Genomic DNA, 19,428 nt, shown 5'->3' on the forward strand with positions numbered 1-19,428 from the left:
GGGGATGTCCTCCTCCACTGAGCGGCCGGTGGCCGCCGCCGCGCCCGCCATCGAGCTCCGCGGCATCACCAAACGTTTCCCCGGCGTCGTCGCCAACCGCGACATCGCCCTCACGGTCGCCGCCGGAACGGTGCACGCGATCGTGGGTGAGAACGGCGCGGGCAAGTCGACCCTGATGAAGATCCTCTACGGCATGCAGAAGCCGGACGAGGGGACGATCAGCGTCGGGGGCGAGCCGGTCGCCTTCGGCTCGCCGGCCGACGCGATCGCGCGCGGGATCGGCATGGTGCACCAGCACTTCATGCTGGCCGACAACCTGACCGTTCTCGAGAACGTGGTGCTCGGCGCGGAGAGGCTCCACGGCATCGGCGCCAAGGCGCGCCGCCGCATCGAGGAGCTGGCCGAACGGTTCGGCGTCCGGCTGGATCCCGACCGGCTGGTCGAGGACCTCGGCGTCGGCGACCGGCAGCGCGTGGAGATCCTCAAGGTGCTCTACCGGGGCGCCGAGATCCTCATCCTGGACGAGCCGACCGCCGTGCTGGTGCCGCAGGAGGTCGACGAGCTGTTCGACAACCTGCGCGAGCTCAAGCGCGAGGGCCTGACCGTCCTGTTCATCTCGCACAAGCTGGACGAGGTGCTCTCGGTCGCCGACGCGATCACGGTGATCCGGCGGGGCAGCACGGTCAGCGACAACGTGGACCCGCGCGAGACCTCCGCCCGCGAGCTGGCCCGGCTGATGGTCGGCAGCGAGCTGCCCGTTCCGGAGCTGCGCGAGTCGACGGTCACCGACCGGCCGGTGCTGACCCTGGCGGGCCTGACGGTCAAGGGCGCGGGCGGCCGGCCGGCGGTGGACGACGTGAGCTTCACGATCCACGCCGGTGAAGTCCTCGGCATCGCCGGCGTCGAGGGCAACGGCCAGGCGGAACTGGTCGAAGCGATCATGGGGATCCGTTCCCCCGACGGCGGGACGATCCGCCTCGGCGAGGAGGAGATCACCGCCTGGACGACCCGGCGGCGCCGGGAGAGCGGCATCGGCTTCATCCCCGAGGACCGCCACCGGCACGGCCTGCTGCTGGAGTCCTCCCTCTGGGAGAACCGCATGCTCGGCCACCAGACCCGGAAGCCCAACGTCAAGGGCCCCTGGATCGACCGTTCCGGCGCGCGCGCCGACACCGAGCGGATCGTCCGCGACTACGACGTGCGGACGCCCGGCATCGACGTCACCGCGGTCGCGCTGTCGGGCGGCAACCAGCAGAAGCTCATCGTCGGCCGGGAGATGTCGGGCGAGCCGAAGTTCCTGATCGCCTCGCATCCGACCCGCGGCGTGGACGTCGGCGCGCAGGCCGCCATCTGGCAGCACCTGCGCAACGCCCGCGCCGAGGGCCTGGCGGTGCTGCTCATCTCCGCCGACCTGGACGAGCTCATCGGAATGTCGGACACGCTGCGGGTGATCCTGCGCGGCCGCATCGTCTCCGAGGCGGACCCGACGACCGTCACGCCCGAGCAACTCGGCTCGGCCATGACCGGCGCGTCCCCGGAGGGGGAGTCGTGAACAGGCTGAAGACCTCGCCCCTGGCGCTGACCGTCATCGCGGCGGCGGTGGCCCTGGCCTTCTCGATCATCGTCACCTCGATGGTGTTGTCGATCAGCGGGTTCAACCCGCCGTCGACGTTCCAGGCGATGATCGAGTTCGGTACCGAGCCGGACAGCGTCGTCAACACCCTCAACCGGGCGTCGACCTACTACCTGGCGGCCATCGCGGTGGCGATCGGCTTCCGGATGAACCTCTTCAACATCGGCGTGGACGGCCAGTACCGTCTCGCGGCGATGCTGGCCGCGGCGGTGGGCGGCGCGTGGGCGCTGCCGGCCGGCCTGCACCAGGTCGTGATCATCGGGACCGCCATGCTGGTGGGCGCCATGTGGGCCGGCATCGCCGGCATCCTCAAGGTGACCCGCGGCGTCAGCGAGGTCATCTCGACGATCATGCTGAACTTCATCGCGACCGGGATCATCGCCTACCTGCTCCAGTCGGACAAGCTGGGCACCCAGGTCGCGGGCAGCGACAACATCGGGACCAAGCCGATCGCCCCCTCCGGGCAGGTCGCCGGCATCCCCTACCCGGGCGCCGGGCTGGAGATCTTCGGTCTGATCATCCTGGCGGTCGTCGTCGGCGTGGTGTTCCACATCGTGATCAACCGGACCCGGTTCGGGTACGACCTGCGCGCCACCGGGCTCTCGTCCAGCGCGGCGGTCGCCAGCGGCGTGGACGCCAGGCGCATGGTCGTGGTGGCCATGGTGCTGTCCGGCGCGGCGGCCGGCCTGATCGGCATGCCGCAGCTGCTCGGCTCGTCCCACTCGTACGGGCTGGACTTCCCCGGCGGCCTCGGCTTCATCGGCATCGGCATCGCGCTGCTCGGCCGCAACAACCCGATCGGCATCGCGTTCGCCGCCCTGCTCTGGTCGTTCCTCGACCAGTCCTCGCAGATCCTCGAGTTCAACGAGATCCCCAAGGAGATCGTGGCCATCACCCAGGCGGCCGTGCTGCTGTCGGTCGTGGTGGTCTACGAGATCGTCCGCCGTCTCGGGTTGCGCTGGCAGCAGCAGGCGGTGGCCGCCGAGCTCGCCGAAGGCAGCCCCGCTGGCAAGGAGGTGGCGGCATGACCACGCTGACCGAGGCCCAGCCGACCGGCGACAAGCCGAAGCCGGTCGAGCGCAGGCACCCGGCGATCCGGATTCTGATCATCCTCGGCGGGATCTTCGCCGGCCTGGTGGTGCTGCGCGTCCTCACCGGCGAGGAGGCGATCACCTCCAGCGGGACGGTGAGCACCACGCTGGCGCTCGGCGTCCCCATCGGCATGGCCGCGCTCGGCGGCCTGTGGTCCGAACGGGCCGGCGTGGTCAACATCGGGCTCGAAGGCATGATGATCTTCGGGACCTGGGGCGGCGCGTACGGGGCCTACTTCAGCGGCAACGCCTGGGCCGGGCTCGCGATGGGCGTGGCCATGGGCGTCATCGGCGGGCTCCTGCACGCGCTGGCGACGGTGACGTTCGGCGTCGACCACATCGTGTCCGGCGTGGCGCTCAACATCCTCGCGCCCGGCGTCGCGCGTTACCTGTCGACGATGTTCTTCGTCGGCGAGCAGGGCGGCGGCGCCACGCAGTCGCCGCCGCTGCCGGACTTCCCGACGCTCAGCGTGCCCGGGGTCGACGGCCCGCTGGGCGACCTCGAAGAGCACCACTGGTTCCTGATCTCCGACCTGGCCGGGCTGGTGCGCGGGCTGACCACCAATCTCTCCGCGCTCACGATCATCGCCCTGGCGCTGATCCCGCTGACCTACTACCTGCTGTGGCGGACGGCCTTCGGGCTGCGCGTCCGGTCGTGCGGCGAGAACCCGTACGCCGCCGAGTCGCTCGGCGTCCGCGTCTACACGATGAAGTACGTCGCGGTCGCGATCTCCGGCGGCCTGGCGGGCCTGGGCGGCGTCTTCCTGGCCATGGTCGGGTCCTCGCAGTACCAGGAGAACCAGACCGGTGGACGCGGCTTCATCGGCCTGGCCGCGATGATCTTCGGTAACTGGCGTCCCGGCGGACTCGCCGCGGGCACCGGGCTCTTCGGCTACACCGACTCGCTCCAGCAGCGCGGCGCCACCGGCGCCGTCCACGCGCTCCTGCTGGTCATCGCGGTGGCGCTGTTCGGGTACGCGATGTGGCGGCTGGTCCCCGGGCGCCGCGGGATCACCGCGCAGGTCGACCTGGAGACGTCCGCCGACCGGCGCCGCCGCGGCTACTACCAGGCGGCCGCGGCGGTCGTCGTGGGCGGCCTGCTGCTGACCTGGTACCTGGCGACGGACGCGCTGCCGAAGGAGATCGTCACCTACACCCCGCACCTCACCACGCTCCTGGTGTTGTCGCTCGCCTCCCAGCGGCTGCGGATGCCGGCCGCGAACGGCCTGCGCTACCGCCGCGGCGAGGGCCACTGACCGCCGGCCGGACGTGCCCGGGACGCGCGGGCGCAGCCCCGCCCGTCCCGGGCACGTCCCGGCTCGGCGAAGATGGACCTTGTGATGAACGAGATCGACTGGAAGGCGCTGCGCACCGCGGCCCAGGGGGCGATGAGGCGGGCGTACGCGCCGTACTCGGACTTCCCGGTGGGGGCGGCAGGGCTGGCCGACGACGGGCGGATCCTGACCGGCTGCAACGTGGAGAACGCCTCGTACGGGGTCGGGCTGTGCGCCGAGTGCAGCCTGGTGAGCGCCCTGCACGGCCCGGACAAGGCCGTGGACGGCGAACGGCCGCGCCTGGTGGCCGTGGCCGTGGTCGACCGCCACGGCGAGCCCCTGATGCCCTGCGGGCGCTGCAGGCAGCTGTTGTGGGAGCACGGCGGACCGGCGATGTTGCTGGAGACGACCCGCGGCATCCTGCCCATGTCGGAGGTGCTGCCGGACGCGTTCGGCCCCGACGACCTGATCAACCGAGCCTGAACGAGAGGACGACGTGGACGCCATCGATGTCATCCGCGTGAAGCGGGACGGCGGAACGCTCACCCCCGAGCAGATCGACTGGGCGGTGGACGCCTACACCCGCGGCGCGATCGCCGAGGAGCAGATGTCCGCGCTGGCCATGGCGATCCTGCTGAACGGCATGGAACGGTCCGAGGTCGCCCGCTGGACCGAGGCGATGATCCGTTCCGGCGAGCGCATGGATTGGTCCGCCCTGGACCGGCCGACCACCGACAAGCACTCCACCGGAGGGGTCGGCGACAAGATCACGCTGCCGCTGGCGCCGGTCGTGGCGGCGTGCGGCGCGGCCGTGCCGCAGCTGTCGGGCCGCGGGCTCGGCCACACCGGCGGCACCCTCGACAAGCTGGAGTCGATCCCCGGCTGGCGCGCCTCCCTCTCGCCCGGCGAGATGCTCGGCGTCCTGCGCGACACCGGCGCGGTCGTGTGCGCGGCGGGCGGCGGGCTGGCCCCGGCCGACCGCAAGCTGTACGCGCTGCGCGACGTGACCGGCACGGTCGAGTCGATCCCGCTGATCGCCTCGTCGATCATGTCCAAGAAGATCGCCGAGGGCACCGGCGCCCTGGTGCTCGACGTCAAGGTCGGCTCCGGCGCGTTCATGAAGACCGTCGAGAACGCCCGCGAGCTGGCCGAGACCATGGTCGGCATCGGCACCGACGCGGGCCTGCGCACGGTCGCGCTGCTCACCGCCATGGACCGGCCGCTCGGCCGCGCCGTCGGCAACGCCGTCGAGGTCGCCGAGTCGGTCGAGGTGCTCGCCGGCGGCGGCCCCGACGACATCGTCGAGCTGACCCTGGCGCTGGCCCGCGAGATGCTCGGCGCCGCGGGTCTCTCCGGCGGCAAGGACCCGGCGGACGCCCTCCGCGACGGCTCCGCGATGGACGTCTGGCGCCGGATGATCTCCGCCCAGGGCGGCGACCCCGACGCGGCCCTCCCGGTCGCGAACGAGACGCACGTGGTGACCGCCCCGTCCGACGGCGTACTTACGCGGTTGGACGCCTACGGCGTGGGCGTCGCCGCCTGGCGGCTGGGCGCCGGGCGGGCCCGCAAGGAGGACCCGGTCTCGTTCGGCGCGGGCGTCATCTGCCACGCCAAGCCCGGCGACAAGGTCACCGCCGGGCAGCCGCTGCTCACCCTCCTCGCCGACGACCCCTCCCGCTTCGAGCGCGCCCTCGAGTCGCTCGACGGCGCGTTCAAGATCACTGAAGCGAGTGCGGCGGCCGGCGAGCCGGGCGCCCCCGACCGGCTGCCCTTGATCATCGACCGCGTCACCTGATCCCCGCCCGCCTCCCGATGGCCTCGTCCGTGCGGTTCACGGCCGGGGCCATTGGCACATGTTGACGGCGATCAACCCTTCTGACCGGGGGTAAGTTCAGGAGATGGAAGAACGTCCGACTCTTGATGCGATCAGGCGCGCGCCCAAGGTGCTGCTGCACGACCACCTGGACGGCGGGGTGCGCCCCGAGACGATCGTGGACCTCGCCCGTGCCGGCGGGTACACCGATCTGCCGACCACCGACCCCGGCGGCCTGCGGACCTGGTTCGCGGAGGCGTCCAACTCGGGGTCGCTGGAACGTTATCTGGAGACGTTCTCGCACACCGTCGGCGTGATGCAGTCGACCGAGGCGCTCACCCGGGTCGCCTACGAGTGCGCCGAAGACCTGGCCAAGGACGGCGTCGTCTACGCCGAGGTCCGGTACGCGCCCGAGCTGCACACCAGCACCGGCCTGTCGCTGGAGCAGGTCGTGGAGGCCGTTCTGGAGGGCTTCGCGGCCGGTGGCCGTGACCACGGCATCCGGGTCGGCACGCTGGTGACGGCCATGCGCCACCAGGCGCGCAGCATGGAGATCGCCGAGCTGGCCGTCCGCTACCGGGACGTGGGCGTCGTGGGCTTCGACATCGCGGGCGCCGAGGCCGGCTACCCGCCCACCCGCCACCTGGACGCGTTCGAGTACCTCCAGCGCGAGAACGCGCACTTCACCATCCACGCCGGCGAGGGCTTCGGGCTCCCGTCGATCTGGCAGGCCATCCAGTGGTGCGGCGCCGACCGGCTCGGCCACGGCGTGCGGATCATCGACGACATCGGCGTGGACGGGGGAGCCCCGGAGCTGGGGCGGCTGGCCGCGTACGTCCGCGACAAGCGCATCCCGCTGGAGATGTGCCCGACGTCCAACATCCAGACGGGCGCCGCCAAGTCGATCGCCGAGCACCCGATCGGGCTGCTGCGGCAGCTCAGCTTCCGGGTGACGGTCAACACCGACAACCGGCTGATGAGCGGCACCACGCTGTCGGAGGAGTTCGCCAAGCTGGTCGAGGCGTTCGGCTACGGCTGGGACGACCTGCGCTGGTTCACGGTCAACGCGATGAAGTCGGCGTTCATCGGCTTCGACGAGCGGCTGGAGCTGATCAACCGCGTGATCAAGCCGGGCTTCGAGGAGCTCAAGCGGGCCTGACCAGGCGGGACCGCCTGGCATGATCGGAGTCATGACGTCCGGGTCCCCGCAGCTGAAGTTCCGGTCCACCGCCGCACGGGTGGGCGCGTGGGCGTGGGTGGTGTTCGCCGCGCTCAACCTCGTCGACATCGGGTGGCGGGGCCGGGACACGACCTCGGCGGTCCTGGCCGCCGTCCTGGTCCTCGGCTGCGGGGTCGCCTACGTCCTCGGGCTGCGCCCGGCCATCCTGGGGGACGAGTCGGAGCTCACGTTCCGCAACCCGCTCCGTGACGTCCGGGTGCCGTGGGGCGCCGTCCGCAAGATCGAGGGCACCGACTCGGTGAAGGTCACCTACCGCGGCGCGGGCGGCGGCGACTTCACCTCGCGCGCCTGGACGTTGCAGAGCTCGCCGCGGGCCCAGGCCAGGGCGCGGGCTCGCGCCGAAAAGGACGCCCGCAACCTGCCCGCGGGCGCCGCCGCCGTCCTCAAGGAGCGCTCGCCGACCGCCTACGCCGCGCAACAGCTGAACGAGATGGCCGGCCGGCACCGCCCCAAGGCCGCCAAGTCCGGCGATCCCAGCAAGGGCACCACCGACAAGGAGAAGGCCTCCGGCTCGGTCACCTGGTCGCGCACGGCCCTGGCCGCCCTGGTCGTCCCGGGCGCCGCCGTGCTGGTCGCCGTCCTGCTCGCCGTCCTCACCTGAGCGGAGTCCCCGCGTTCGCTACGTGCTGTTGGTGGCGGGCGGCTGATCGGCCAGGACGGTGGCGATCTGCGCGGGCGACGAGAGGCCCAGCCGGCCGAGGATGTCCTCGATCCTGGCGTCGAGGGTGCGCCGCGAGATCAGCAGCCGCTCGGCGATGTCCCTCCTGCCCATGCCCTCCACGAGGAGCCGCGCGATCTGCCGTTCGGTGTCGGACAGCTCGTTCCAGGCGTACAGCTGCTGGTCGTCGACCCCGGTGGTGATCGCTCGGGCGACGGCCTCGTCGGTCGGCCGCTGGAAGCCGTGGAGGTGGACCTCGGCGTAGCACGCCTCGCCCAGGTCGTCGCGTGCCAGGCGTTCGGCCTCCTCGTGGAAGCCGTCCAGCAGCGCGAACCCGAACCTCGGGTGGCCGACCTTCTCCCAGATGGCCTCCGCCGCCCCGATCAGCCACGCGCTGCGCCGGTGCCCGCCCTGATGCGCACCGACCCAGGCGAGCACCTCCAGGACGAACCCGGTCCCCACCAGATCGCCGAACTGGTGTTTCATCATCAGGCAGTCGCGGGCCACCTGACCGCACTCGTCGACCCGGCGCCCGGCCATGAGGGCGAACGACTTCACCAGCAGCCCGTACGACCGGTGGAACCGCTCGCCGCTGGAGCCGAGCAGGTCGAGGGCCTCGTCGGCGAGAGCCGCCGCGCCCTGGATGTCGCCCGTGGCCGTCGCCAGCGGGCTCCGGTGGTAGCTGTTGATGGAGAGCCCCACCCTGTCGTCGAGCTTGTGGAACAGGGCCGAGGCCTCGCCGAAGTTCCGGAGGGCGGGCTCCGGATCGATGAGCAGCATGTACGTGGCGGCCAGATATTGGGTCGCGTACGCCTGCGTGGAGGTGTCGCCGATGCGCTCGGCCAGAGCGCGGGCCTCCTCGAAGTACGGGATCGCGAGGGCGTGTTCCCCCTGCATGCTGCGGATGAAGGCGGTCATCCACAGGGCGCGGGCCCGGGCCGAGGTCTCCTCCCGCGTGCCGTCCAGGCACTGGTCGAGCCAGCGGCGGCCCTCGTTGAGGCGCCCGCGCGCCAGCCAGTAGCCCCACAGCGAGGAGGCCATGTCGAGCCCGGTCTCCTCCTGGCCCGGCGTCTTCTGGCAGTACTCCAGTGCGACGCGCAGGTTGGAGAGCTCGCGTGCGATCCGCAGGAACCAGCCGACCTGGTCGGTGCCCTCCCACTCGGCGAAGAAGTCCCGGGCGAGCCGCAGGTAGTGGTCGCGGTGCCGGGTCAGGACGGCCTGCTCCTGGCCGAGGTTGACCAGCCACTCGCGACCGTACTCCCGCAGCGTGTCCAGGAGCCGGTAGCGCACCCCCGCCTCGTCCTGGCTGCGGAGCACGATGGACTTGTCGACCAGGCCGATCAGGTGGTCCAGCACCGCGTCGGCCTGGATCTCGCCGTCGCAGCAGATCTCGTCCACCGCCGCCAGGTCGAAGTCGCCGCGGAACACCGAGAGCCGGGCCCACAGCAGGCGTTCGGGCGGCGAGCAGAGTTCGTGGCTCCAGCCGATGGCGGTGCGCAGGGTCTGGTGCCGGGGCAGCGCGGCCCGGCTGCCGCTGTCGAGCAGCCGGAACCGGTCGGTGACGCGCTCCACCACATCGCCGAGGGAGAGCGCGCGCAGCCGGACGGCCGCCAGCTCGATGGCGAGCGGAATGCCGTCGAGCCGGCGGCACAGGACACCGGCCAGCGCGGCGTTCGCGCCGTCGAGCACGAAGCCGGGCCGCACGGCGGCGGCGCGGTCGGCGAACAGCCGCACCGCCTCGTACTGGTCGCAGACCTCGTCGTCCTCCTCCGGCACGGTGAGTGGCGGGACGACGAGCAGGTGCTCGCCGGGGGCGTCGAGCGGCTGCCTGCTCGTGGCCAGCACGCGCAGTTCGCTGGTGGTGCGCAGGAGCACCTCCGCGAGCATCGCGCAGGCGTCGATGAGGTGTTCGCAGGTGTCCAGGACCAGCAGGGCCCTCCGGGTCGCCAGGTAGTCGGTGAGCAGGTCGATGGCGGGGCGCGCGGTCTGCTCGGGCAGGCCGATCGCCGCGGCGACGGTATGGGGGAGCAGGCCGCCCTCCTGGAGCCCGGAGAGCTCCACGAGGAACACCCCGTCGGGAAATCCGGCCTCCAGGTCGGTGGCGGCCCGCAGCGCGATCCTGGTCTTGCCGACCCCGCCGGTGCCGACGAGCGTCGCCAGCCTGCTCCTTTTCAGCAGCCCCTTGACGGCACGGAGTTCGCGTTCGCGTCCGACGAAGCTGGTCACCTCGGACGGCAGTTCTCTCGGCATCGTCACATTCCCTCCGGTGGTCGGGTCAGGGGTTCCGCCCGGTGAAGCGCGCCACGAGCAGGGTGGCGTCGTCGTCCTGTCTTTCCTGGGACACGAGCCCGGAGATGACCGCGTCGCACAGATCCGGCAGCGGGGCGGCGGGGGCGTCGAGCAGCCCGCGCAGCTCGGCGAGGCCCTCGGCGAGCCCGCGGCCGCGGTGCTCGATCAGGCCGTCGGTGTAGAGCACCAGGATGCTGCCGTCGCGCAACTCCACCTCGCGGACCTCGAACTCGCGGAGCCGGTACTCGGGCAGGCCGAGGCCGATCGGGGTGTTCGCCGGAAGGTCGAGCGGGGCCGCGGTCCCGTCCGGCTGGATCAGGATCGGCGGCGGATGCCCGGCGCTGACCAGCCGGCAGGTCCGGTCGTCGGGGTCGTAGACGAGGTACGCGCAGGTGGCGAGATGATGCTCGTCGAGGCCGCCGGTCACCTGGTCCAGTTCGCGGACCACCGCGTCGGGGTGGAGCGGGAAGGCGGCCAGCGCGCCGACCAGGTTGGCGCAGCGGCGCATGATCTCGGCGGCCCGCGCGCCGTGCCCCACGACATCGCCGATCACGAGCGCGATCCGGCCGTCGTGCAGGAGGAAGGCGTCGCACCAGTCCCCGCCGCCCCTGCCGTTCCGGCCGCCGTCGAACGGCTGGTGGCGGGCGTGGACCTCGGCTCCGGGCAGGAGGACGCCGCCACTGGGCAGCCCGCCGCGCGCCCCGCCCAGGAACCGGGACGCCGAACGGGCCAGGCCGCAGGCGGCGGCGACGTCCGCCGGGGACAGGGCCACATGACGTTCCCCGCCGATGATCCGCGCGTAGCCGGCCAGCCGGTGGTCCTGGCCGATGATCGGGACGACCAGCAGATGCCTGTTGACCAGCTCGGCCGCGACGCGCGGCTCACCCAGCTCGGCGGCCAGGTGGTCGGCGGTGAACGCGTCCACGTGGTCCACGGACACGTGCTCGCCGCGGCGCAGGGAACCCAGCACGGTGCCGGCCGCGTCCGGCCGGACCACCTTTCCCGGCCGGTGGATCCAGATGGCCGGCCGCCGCCGGCGAGCCTGGCAGGTCGCCACCAGCCGGAAGATCGCCTGGCTTCGTGGCCCATCGGCACGCGGGGGATCGGCGGGCAGGTGCTCGTCGCGGAGCAGCACCGTGACGTCGGAGGACAGCTGGACCGCGAGGACCTCCGCCAGATCGGCGGCCACCAGGTCGGGATCGTGCGTGTTCACCTGGAGCGGCGACCAGGCCGCGCCGTGGCCCGCGGGCACGCCGGTCGTGGTGTCCTCGGGGAAAGTCGCCATGAAGGACCTCCGGCCGACTGGCACGCACCAATTCGTGAAAGCCGCCACGGCTTGTACGCAAGAAGCTACATCGTGTGAGAACCGGAGAAAGGCGGAATTGACATCCCATCGGGTATGCGAGCGGCCGGACGCCGCGACGCACGGCCGCCCGGCCGTTCCGGGCGCATGGACGTCCGGGACGCATGGACATCCGGGCGGGCGCTCTAGCCGAGGTCGAGGGCCGTGGACAGGTCGGTGCGGAGGGCTTCGAGGTCGGTGGCGGCCCGGGCGCGCACGGTGGCGAGGTCGCTGTCCGGCGGTACGGGCAGGACGACCTGGAGGTAGCACTTGAGCTTGGGCTCGGTGCCGGACGGGCGGACCACGACGCGGGCCGAGCCGCCCGAGCCGCTCGCTGAGAGCGTGAAGCGCAGGGCGTCGGTGGGCGGGAGGCCGCCCGCGCCTCCGGCCAGGTCGTCGAGGCGTTCGACCGTACGGCCGCCCAGGGCGGTGGGCGGGGCGGCGCGCAGGCGGGCCATCGCGTCGGAGATCAGCGACAGGTCGGCGACGCGGACCGACAGCTGGTCGGTGGCGTGCAGGCCGTGGCGGCGCGCCTGGTCGTCCAGGATGTCCTGGAGCGTGCGGCCGTCACGCCTGGCTCCGGCGGCCAGGGCGGCGATCGTGAGGGCCGCGCCGACGCCGTCCTTGTCGCGGACGATCACGCCGTCGTCGCCGCCGACGCTGTAGCCCAGGGCCTCTTCGTAGCCGTAGACGAGCCGGTCGCCGGGCGCGCCCGCCTTCATGATCCATTTAAAGCCGGTGAGCGACTCGGCGAAGCGCACGCGGTACTCCCGCGCGATCTCGCCGAGGAGGGACGAGGAGACGACCGTGGTGACCGCCAGCCGGTCGTCGCCCTTGGTGTGGCGGAGCACCTGCTCGGCGAGCAGGCCGCCGACCTCGTCGCCGGTGAGCATGCGCCAGCCGTCCCCGGCGGGGACCGCGACCGCGCACCGGTCGGCGTCCGGGTCGTTCGCGATCACCAGGTCGACGGCGGCGCCGGCGGCCAGGGCGAGCGCGAGGTCCATCGCGCCGGGCTCCTCCGGGTTGGGGAACGCGACGGTCGGGAAGTCGGGGTCGGGCTCGGCCTGCTGCGGCACGACCCTGGGCGCGGGGAACCCGGCCCAGTCGAACGCCGCCAGGAACGTGTCGCGGCCGACGCCGTGCAGGGGCGTGTAGGCGATCCGCACGTCGCGGGCGTCGCCGAGCGGCAGGTGGGAGAGGGCGTGCAGGTACGCCTCGACGATCTCCTCGCCGAGGACCTGGTGATCGCCGCCGAGGGGGAGCCGGTCCACCCGGCCCACCGCGTCGATGGCGGCGGAGATCTCGGCGTCGACGGGCGGCACGATCTGCGCCCCGTCGTGCCAGTAGACCTTGTAGCCGTTGTCGCGGGGCGGGTTGTGGCTGGCGGTGACCATGACCCCGGCGGCCGTGCCCAGATGCCGTACGGCATAGGCCAGGACGGGCGTCGGCAGCGTCCGGGGAAGGAGGTACGCGGGGATGCCGGCGCCGCTCATCACCGCGGCGGTGTCGTAGGCGAACCGCTCGGAGTTGTGACGGGCGTCGTAACCGATCACCACCCCGCGCCCGACCGGGGGGTCCTCGGCCGTGAGACGGGCCGCGAGGCCGGCGGCGGCGCGCATGACCGTCACGCGGTTCATGCGGTTGGGGCCGGCGCCCAGCTCGCCGCGCAGGCCCGCCGTCCCGAACTCCAGGCGGGCCCCGAACCGTTCGGCCAGGGCCGCGTCGTCGCCCGCGTTCAGGAGCGCGTGCAGCTCGGCGCGGGTCTCGGGGTCGGGGTCCTGGGCCAGCCACTCCCGGGCTGCCTCGCGGTGGCCGCTCATAGCTTCGAGATCACCGTGTGCAGGAGGGACCCCATGCGGGAGGCCGCCGCCCTGCCCGCGGCGAGCACCTCCTCATGATCGAGGGGCTGGTCGGAGAGCCCCGCCGCGATGTTGGTGACCAGCGAGATGCCGAGGACCTCGGCGCCGCCCTCGCGGGCCGCGACCGTCTCCAGGACGGTGGACATGCCGATCATGTCGGCGCCCATCGTGCGGAGCATGCGGATCTCGGCCGGCGTCTCGTAGGTGGGGCCGCGGAACGCCGCGTACACGCCCTCCGACAACGTCGGGTCGACCTCCTTGGCCAGCGCCCGCAGCCGTCCCGAGTAGGCCTCGGTGAGGTCGAGGAACGTCGCGCCCGTCAGCGGGTTGGCGCCGGTCAGGTTGAGGTGGTCGGAGATCAGCACCGGGTCGCCGACACGCTGGTGCTCGGGCCGCAGGCCACCCGCGGCGTTGGTGAGCACGACCGTCCGGACGCCCGCGGCCAGCGCCGTCCGGACGCCGTGGACGACCGGATCGACCCCGCGCCCCTCGTACAGGTGGGTGCGGCCGAGGAAGACCAGCGCCCGGCGGCCACCGGTCTCGACCACCCGGATGCGGCCGGCGTGGCCCTCCACCGCGGGCGGCGCGAACCCCGGCAGGTCGGTCACCGCCAGGTCGGCGACCGGCGTGCCGAGCGCGTCGGCGGCCGGGACCCAGCCGGAGCCCATCACCAGGGCGACGTCGAAGGAGTCCAGAGAGGTCCGGGCGCGCAGCTCGCCGGCGGCCGCCCGTGCCAGTGCAGAAGCGTCGTTGCTCACGCGGCCGACACTACCGCCGGGTCAGTCTCCGAGTGACTTGCAGGGCCGCTCGCGCAGGCCCTTGACGTAGTCGTCGGGCGCCCCGGCGGCCTCCGCCGCGTCGGCCAGGATGCCCAGGTAGCGCGCCGAGGGCAGCCCGCCCTCGTAGTCGTCGAGCACGTACAGCCAGCAGAGCTGGTCGCCGTCGAGCGTCTCGACCCGGATCCTGATCTTGCGGTAGACGCCGAGGGCAGCCCCCTCCCAGCCGTCCAGCTCCTTCTCGTCCCACTCGGGGACGTCGTACATCACGACGAAGACCTGCTCGCCGTCGTCCTCGACCACGGTCGCCAGGGCCCCGTCCCAGCCGCGGTCCTGGCCGCCGAAGGTGAGCCGCCAGCCCGACAACCAGCCGGTGCCGCGCATGGGCGAGTGCGGGGCCCGCGAAGCCATCTGCTCGGGGTCCATGTTGGAGGCGTACGCCGCGTACAGTGCCACGGTCGCCTAGCGTACGCGTATTTGCCGCGGCGGCGGGCGGGGCCCGGCCGGGCGGGGGCGGCGAGCCGCCGGCGGGCGTGACCGGTCAGGTCACTGCCTAACGTAGGAAACAATGGAAACCGTGACGACCCGCATCGTGATCATCGGAGGAGGCCCAGGCGGCTACGAGGCCGCCCTGGTCGCGGCGCAGCTCGGCGCCGACGTGACCGTGGTCGAGCGCGACGGTCCCGGCGGGGCGTGCGTGCTGACCGACTGCGTGCCCTCCAAGACGCTCATCGCCACCTCGACCCGCATGGCGGTGATGTCGGAGTCGGCGGCGCTCGGCCTCCGCTTCAGCGGCGGCCCCGACGGCATCGTCGGCGGCCTGGAGGCCGACATCGCCACCGTCAACAAGCGGGTGAAGGAGCTGGCGCGGGCCCAGTCCTTCGACGTCGCGGAGCGGCTGGCCTACGAGGAGGTCAAGATCGTCCGCGGTGAGGCGCGGCTGGTCGAGCCGCACGTCGTCGCGGTCGGCGACCGCCGCCTGCGCGCCGACATCATCCTGCTGGCCACCGGCGCCACGCCCCGCGTGCTGCCCGGCGCCGAGCCGGACGGCGAGCGCATCCTCAACTGGCGCCAGCTCTACGACCTCCAGGAGCTCCCCGAGCACCTGATCGTGGTCGGCTCCGGCGTCACCGGCGCCGAGCTCGCCGGAGCCTACCTGTCCCTCGGCTCCAAGGTGACCCTCGTCTCGTCCCGCGACCGCATCCTGCCCACCGAGGACGCCGACGCGGCCGCGGTCCTCCAGGAGGTCTTCCTCCGCCGCGGCATGAAGGTCATGTCCCGCTCCCGCGCGGGTGCCGTGGAGCGGTCCGGCGAGGGCGTGATCGTCACTCTCGAGGACGGCACCAAGGTCGAGGGCTCGCACTGCCTGATGACCGTCGGCATGGTCCCCAACACGCGCGGCATCGGCCTGGAGAAGGCGGGCGTACGCCTGAGCTCGCACGGCTTCGTCGAGGTCGACAAGGTCTCCCGCACCAGCGTCCCGCACATCTACGCCTCCGGCGACTGCACCGGCGTGCTGATGCTCGCCTCCGTGGCCGGCATGCAGGGCCGCATCGCCATGTGGCACGCGCTCGGCGAGGCCGTGCAGCCCCTCAAGCTGGGCTGGGTCTCGTCCAACATCTTCACCGACCCCGAGGTCGCCTCGGTCGGCGTGTCCCAGAAGATGGTCGACGCGGGCGAGGTCAACGCCCGGACGGTCATGCTCCCGCTGTTCAGCAACGCCCGCGCCAAGATGCAGGGCTTCGAGGACGGCTTCGTCAAGCTCTTCTGCCGCCCGTCCACCGGCATCGTCCTCGGCGGCGTCATCGTGGCCCCGCGCGCCAGCGAGCTGATCCTGGGCCTCTCGATCGCCGTCCAGCAGCACCTGACGGTCGACCAGGTCGCGCACACCTTCGCCGTCTACCCGTCCCTGTCGGGCAGCATCACCGAGGCCGCCCGCCGCCTGATGACCGAGCACGCCTACTGACGGCCGAGCACGCCTACTGATCGAGGCCGTGCTTGCGCAGCCGCGCCCGGCGTAGATCGTCCGCACTGATCGCCACGGTGAACGTGCTGGTCAGCAAGGCCAGCAGCACGACCATCACCCGCAACCACCACGCCCCGGGCAACAACGCGAGCGCCGCGCAGAACGGGACCATGACCCCCAGGTGCCGTCCCACCATCCGCCAGCGCCACCCCGCGTCGGTGAGGTCGTGCCGCACCCAGTCGCGGTTCTCCGCGGGCAACCGAAACCCCACCGCATAACGAGCACGCCCCCAGACCCCCGGATCTCCGGCCAGCCGAGCCACGGGGGAGTCATTCCCAGGGGAGGACCCGGCATGCGCGGAGGTGGTCGAGCCATTGGCGGACGGCGGTCCGCTGGAGGCGGCTGCGGGGGTTGAAGACGAGTTCGGGGTGGCGTTCGCCCAGGCCGTACTCGTCCAGGAAGCGGAGCGGGTCGTCGTGCAGGGGGCGGAGGCGGTTGGAGGGGGCGGGTTCGAGGCCTGCGATCCGGCCGGTGCCGCGGTGGAGCAGGAGGTCGGCCTTGCGGTGGTAGCCGCCCACGGCGAACCAGTCGCGGGCGTCGTCGGCGTCGAGGCCGAGCTTGGTGAAGCGGCGGTGCAGCGTTCTGGTCCGGTCGAGCATGTGGCCCTCGGCGTGGAATCGGATCGCGCCGAGGGCGCTGGTGCCGAGCATCCGGTGGAGGCGCCAGAGCCACTCCGAGGGTTCGGGGGACTCGACCAGGCGGGCGCCCTCGGTGACGTGGAAGCCGGTGTGGTCGAGTGGTCCACAGTCCTACAGCCCGCACGGCCCGAGCCCGCGGCGTTCGCCGGAAATGTGGCGTGAGCGCGCCACCGCGGGGCGAGATCGGGGCGCTTGACCCGGGCTTGGGGAAGGCTTTGGGCGATCATGGCGGGACGGGTGCGCTGGCACGGCCTGGGAGTTCATAGCGTGGCGGGTATGTGCGATCTGGGAGCCGAAGGTGCCTGAGGTCAACGGACATGCCCCGGGGTGGCCGTCGTTCGCGGAGCTGGCGACTCCCGACGTCAAGGCGTCCGTCGGCTTCTACCGGAGCCTGTTCGGCTGGTACGCCTACACCATCGCCGTCGCGGACCTCGGCGACTACGAGGTCTTCAGCATCGGCGACGTCCAGGGGCCCGAGGTCGCCGGGATGCAGACGCTCGCCGACGACGCCCAGCGGCCGTCCTGGGCGTGCTACTTCCGGACCGACGACGTCCAGGGCACCGTCGACCTGATCAAGGCGGAGGGCGGGCACGAGCTCGTCCCGCCGCTCGACGTCTCCGACCTCGGGCAGATGGCGCTGTGCGCGGACAGCCAGGGCGGCGAGTTCGCCCTCTGGCGGCCCGGCAACATGACCGGCGCGGGGGTCGTCGACGAGCCGTGGGCGATGTGCTGGGTCGAGCTGGCCTGCCGCGACGTCGAGGAGGCGCGCCGCTTCTACGGCCGGGTCTTCGGCTGGAAGCCCCTGGACCGCGACTACCACGACTCGGTCTACACCGACTTCACGCTCGGGGACTGGCCGGTGGCGGGCATGGTCCAGATGGACGAGCGCTGGCCGGCCAGCTACCCGGCGCACTGGATCCCGTACTTCTGGGTCGAGGACTGCGACGTCTCCGCCGGCCGTGCGGTCGAGCTCGGCGGCAAGATCAGGATCCCGCCGACCGACATCCAGCCCGGCCGGTACGCGATGCTGACCGACCCGACCGGCGCCCGGCTCGGGATCATCACCCCCACCCCGGGCCTGCGTCCCCCCAGGCCCGGCGTCTGAGGCGCCGTTCTCGGGTCGGCGTCTTCTGGTCATGGAGGGGGATCTGATCGCTGACGTCCCCGCAGGCGCCATAACCTCTCCCTGCCACGTGCCCACGATGAGCAGAGGTCCCTCGGGCCGGAGGAACGGCGGGCCCTGCACGACGACCCGTGGCTGAGCACCGCCGGGATCATGGACCTGTTCGACGACCCTGGCGCCCGGCCGCAGAAGCGCCAGGCCTGAGCCCGTCACTGAGCCCGTCACTGAGCCCGTACTGAGCCCGCCGCCGGGCCGGACGGCGGAAGGGCCCCACCTCGCCGTTGAGGTGGGGCCCTTCCCGGTCTTCAGGTGCCGGTGGCCGGGTCAGAAGCCGCCGAAGTCGCCGCCCCCGCCGCCGAAGTCGCCGGAGCCGAAGTCCCAGCCGCCGCCGACGTCGCCGCCGTCGCCGCCGAAACCGCCCGCGCCCACGTCGGCGTAGCCGCCGCCCCAGCCGCCCATCATCGAGCCGAGCATGGTGCCGATCATCATGCCGCTGAGGAGGTCGAGGCCGCCGTATCCGGCGTAGTAGCCGCCCGCGTACGGGGCGTACGCCGGTCCGGCGTTGTAGTAGGGGCGCCGGCCGCCCTCGTACGGGACCATCCGGACGTCGGGCTCGCCGCCGCTCAGCACCGCCTGGGCGTCGGCCTCGCAGGCGGGGACCGAACGGGGCATGCCGCCGGGCGGGGACCACATGACGTCCTGGGTGGACGGGCCGTGGTTGGGGTTGAAGAAGCACGGCGCGCGCTTCTCGGGCACCGGCTCGCCGGACAGGCGGGCCCGGGTGGCGATCATGTAGTAGCGGCCGTCCGCCAGCGCCGTGGTGACCTTCTCCATGTCCTGCGGCCTGGCCGCCCGCGCGGTGGCGGTCTTGGCGTCGTCGTAGGAGTTCATGGCCCGCTCGTAGTCCGAACGGGTGTCGGGGTCGAGCCCGTGGTCCATCACGTTGAGGTCGAGCGCGGCGATGTCCTCGCCGAGCAGGGTCACGTCCTCCTCGACGCCCTGCTTGAGCTCGGCCATCTGCCGCTCCTCGCGCTTGCGCCGGTTGCTCCGGACGACGAGGAACGCGGCGAACGCGCCCGCGAGGAGCAGGACGATCACGCCGAGCGTGACGAACGCGCCGATCATGCTGGACCGGTTCTGCTCGTCGGCCTTCTTCTCGGCGAGCGAGCCGAACTGCACCAGCCGGGACTTGAGCGTTCCGCCGGAGGTCTGCGCGATCAGCTGGTTGATCTCGTTCTTGGAGAGATCCTTGGAGACGCCGACCATCTCGCGGCCGTTGGCGTCGATGGCGACGTAGGTCTTGCCGTCGCCGACCCGGTCGCCGACGGCCTTGAGCATCTGGCCGAGCCGTTGCTGGGAGATGCCGGGGCGGGTGACGACGGCGCGCACGTCGGCGTCCGGGTCCTGGCCGAGCGCGGCGTTGATCTCCGCCTTGTCGGCGTCGGTCAGCTGCGCGCCGGACTCGGTCGTCACGTACAGCCGGGAGTTCGTCAGGCCCTTGGCGATCTGGGAGACGTCGTCGGCCTGGGCGGGCGCGGCGAGGCCGACGCCCAGAAGCAGTGTCACGACGGCGCCGATCATCGCGGGCACCGCCACCAGGCGTGCCCGGCGCCGCTTGGTCCTCAACGCGGAACTCATGATTACAGTCTGCCTCCTCACCTGGTAA

The 19,428-nt window shown here is 72.4% G+C and carries 17 protein-coding genes; 9 read left to right on the forward strand and 8 right to left on the reverse strand.

Translation table 11 applies throughout. The annotated features are described in order from the left end of the window. The first annotated feature begins 4 nt into the window (after positions 1–4). The 7 genes from ABZ810_RS36805 to ABZ810_RS36835 all read left to right on the forward strand — a co-directional run bounded on the left by ABZ810_RS36805 (position 5) and on the right by ABZ810_RS36835 (position 7,652). A complete protein-coding gene (locus ABZ810_RS36805; RefSeq protein ID WP_358411225.1) occupies positions 5–1,552 on the forward strand; it encodes an ABC transporter ATP-binding protein in 1,548 nt (515 codons plus the stop codon). Continuing rightward, positions 1,549–2,661: an ABC transporter permease gene (locus ABZ810_RS36810; RefSeq protein ID WP_358411227.1), complete on the forward strand. Its 1,113-nt coding sequence runs from the start codon at positions 1,549–1,551 to the stop codon at positions 2,659–2,661. The genes ABZ810_RS36805 and ABZ810_RS36810 overlap by 4 nt, the downstream gene beginning before the upstream one ends. Continuing rightward, positions 2,658–3,980, forward strand: a complete 1,323-nt coding sequence (locus ABZ810_RS36815; protein WP_358411228.1) for an ABC transporter permease — start codon at positions 2,658–2,660, stop codon at positions 3,978–3,980. The genes ABZ810_RS36810 and ABZ810_RS36815 overlap by 4 nt, the downstream gene beginning before the upstream one ends. Before the next feature lie 84 nt (positions 3,981–4,064). After that, positions 4,065–4,481: a cytidine deaminase gene (locus tag ABZ810_RS36820; RefSeq protein ID WP_358411229.1), complete on the forward strand. Its 417-nt coding sequence runs from the start codon at positions 4,065–4,067 to the stop codon at positions 4,479–4,481. A 13-nt stretch (positions 4,482–4,494) separates the two neighbouring features. Further along, positions 4,495–5,793, forward strand: a complete 1,299-nt coding sequence (locus tag ABZ810_RS36825; RefSeq protein ID WP_358411230.1) for a thymidine phosphorylase — start codon at positions 4,495–4,497, stop codon at positions 5,791–5,793. 103 nt (positions 5,794–5,896) lie between these two features. Continuing rightward, a complete protein-coding gene (locus tag ABZ810_RS36830; RefSeq protein WP_358411232.1) occupies positions 5,897–6,970 on the forward strand; it encodes an adenosine deaminase in 1,074 nt (357 codons plus the stop codon). Positions 6,971–7,001: 31 nt separating this feature from the next. Beyond that, complete coding sequence (locus ABZ810_RS36835; protein WP_358411233.1) at positions 7,002–7,652, forward strand: PH domain-containing protein; 651 nt, start codon at positions 7,002–7,004, stop codon at positions 7,650–7,652. A gap of 18 nt (positions 7,653–7,670) precedes the next feature. Here ABZ810_RS36835 and ABZ810_RS36840 read toward each other — a convergent pair whose 3' ends face one another. The 5 genes from ABZ810_RS36840 to ABZ810_RS36860 all read right to left on the reverse strand — a co-directional run bounded on the left by ABZ810_RS36840 (position 7,671) and on the right by ABZ810_RS36860 (position 14,431). Next, complete coding sequence (locus ABZ810_RS36840) at positions 7,671–9,959, reverse strand: LuxR C-terminal-related transcriptional regulator (protein WP_358411235.1); 2,289 nt, start codon at positions 9,957–9,959, stop codon at positions 7,671–7,673. Between the two features lie 25 nt (positions 9,960–9,984). After that, complete coding sequence (locus tag ABZ810_RS36845; RefSeq protein WP_358411237.1) at positions 9,985–11,283, reverse strand: PP2C family protein-serine/threonine phosphatase; 1,299 nt, start codon at positions 11,281–11,283, stop codon at positions 9,985–9,987. 203 nt (positions 11,284–11,486) lie between these two features. Then, on the reverse strand, positions 11,487–13,160 hold the full coding sequence (locus tag ABZ810_RS36850; RefSeq protein ID WP_358411239.1) for a phospho-sugar mutase: 1,674 nt from the start codon (positions 13,158–13,160) through the stop codon (positions 11,487–11,489). After that, positions 13,157–13,957 (reverse strand): purine-nucleoside phosphorylase, encoded by an 801-nt coding sequence (locus ABZ810_RS36855; RefSeq protein WP_358411240.1) that lies wholly within the window; start codon positions 13,955–13,957, stop codon positions 13,157–13,159. The genes ABZ810_RS36850 and ABZ810_RS36855 overlap by 4 nt, the downstream gene beginning before the upstream one ends. Positions 13,958–13,978: 21 nt before the next feature. Further along, positions 13,979–14,431, reverse strand: coding sequence for a gamma-glutamylcyclotransferase (locus ABZ810_RS36860; protein WP_358411242.1), 453 nt, complete (start codon positions 14,429–14,431; stop codon positions 13,979–13,981). Positions 14,432–14,552: 121 nt separating this feature from the next. On the opposite strand from ABZ810_RS36860, the gene ABZ810_RS36865 reads away from it, so the two are divergent. Beyond that, a complete protein-coding gene (locus tag ABZ810_RS36865; protein WP_358411244.1) occupies positions 14,553–15,941 on the forward strand; it encodes an NAD(P)H-quinone dehydrogenase in 1,389 nt (462 codons plus the stop codon). Between the two features lie 13 nt (positions 15,942–15,954). Here ABZ810_RS36865 and ABZ810_RS36870 read toward each other — a convergent pair whose 3' ends face one another. Then, positions 15,955–16,263 (reverse strand): DUF5313 family protein, encoded by a 309-nt coding sequence (locus tag ABZ810_RS36870; RefSeq protein WP_358411246.1) that lies wholly within the window; start codon positions 16,261–16,263, stop codon positions 15,955–15,957. Positions 16,264–16,270: 7 nt separating this feature from the next. Continuing rightward, positions 16,271–16,651, reverse strand: a complete 381-nt coding sequence (locus ABZ810_RS36875) for a hypothetical protein (RefSeq protein ID WP_358411247.1) — start codon at positions 16,649–16,651, stop codon at positions 16,271–16,273. Positions 16,652–16,937: 286 nt separating this feature from the next. Here ABZ810_RS36875 and ABZ810_RS36880 point away from each other — a divergent pair, with 286 nt between their 5' ends. Further along, positions 16,938–17,744, forward strand: coding sequence for a VOC family protein (locus ABZ810_RS36880; protein WP_358411250.1), 807 nt, complete (start codon positions 16,938–16,940; stop codon positions 17,742–17,744). A gap of 342 nt (positions 17,745–18,086) precedes the next feature. On the opposite strand, the gene ABZ810_RS36885 is transcribed toward ABZ810_RS36880, so the two are convergent. Then, entirely contained in the window at positions 18,087–19,400 is a 1,314-nt protein-coding gene (locus ABZ810_RS36885; protein WP_358411252.1) for a hypothetical protein, read from the reverse strand. Positions 19,401–19,428 lie beyond the last annotated feature (28 nt).

Origin of the sequence: Spirillospora sp. NPDC047279 (assembly GCF_040643285.1) — a bacterium.
Classification (GTDB): domain Bacteria; phylum Actinomycetota; class Actinomycetes; order Streptosporangiales; family Streptosporangiaceae; genus Spirillospora.

Excerpts from the sequence above, each read along its gene's own strand:
- ABZ810_RS36805 (WP_358411225.1), top strand. The coding sequence starts at position 5 with ATGTCCTCCTCCACTGAGCGGCCGGTGGCCGCCGCCGCGCCCGCCATC.
- ABZ810_RS36815 (WP_358411228.1), top strand. The coding sequence starts at position 2,658 with ATGACCACGCTGACCGAGGCCCAGCCGACCGGCGACAAGCCGAAGCCG.
- ABZ810_RS36820 (WP_358411229.1), top strand. The coding sequence starts at position 4,065 with ATGAACGAGATCGACTGGAAGGCGCTGCGCACCGCGGCCCAGGGGGCG.
- ABZ810_RS36830 (WP_358411232.1), top strand. The coding sequence starts at position 5,897 with ATGGAAGAACGTCCGACTCTTGATGCGATCAGGCGCGCGCCCAAGGTG.
- ABZ810_RS36835 (WP_358411233.1), top strand. The coding sequence starts at position 7,002 with ATGACGTCCGGGTCCCCGCAGCTGAAGTTCCGGTCCACCGCCGCACGG.
- ABZ810_RS36840 (WP_358411235.1), bottom strand. The coding sequence starts at position 9,959 with ATGCCGAGAGAACTGCCGTCCGAGGTGACCAGCTTCGTCGGACGCGAA.
- ABZ810_RS36845 (WP_358411237.1), bottom strand. The coding sequence starts at position 11,283 with ATGGCGACTTTCCCCGAGGACACCACGACCGGCGTGCCCGCGGGCCAC.
- ABZ810_RS36850 (WP_358411239.1), bottom strand. The coding sequence starts at position 13,160 with ATGAGCGGCCACCGCGAGGCAGCCCGGGAGTGGCTGGCCCAGGACCCC.
- ABZ810_RS36875 (WP_358411247.1), bottom strand. The coding sequence starts at position 16,651 with ATGCTCGGCACCAGCGCCCTCGGCGCGATCCGATTCCACGCCGAGGGC.
- ABZ810_RS36885 (WP_358411252.1), bottom strand. The coding sequence starts at position 19,400 with ATGAGTTCCGCGTTGAGGACCAAGCGGCGCCGGGCACGCCTGGTGGCG.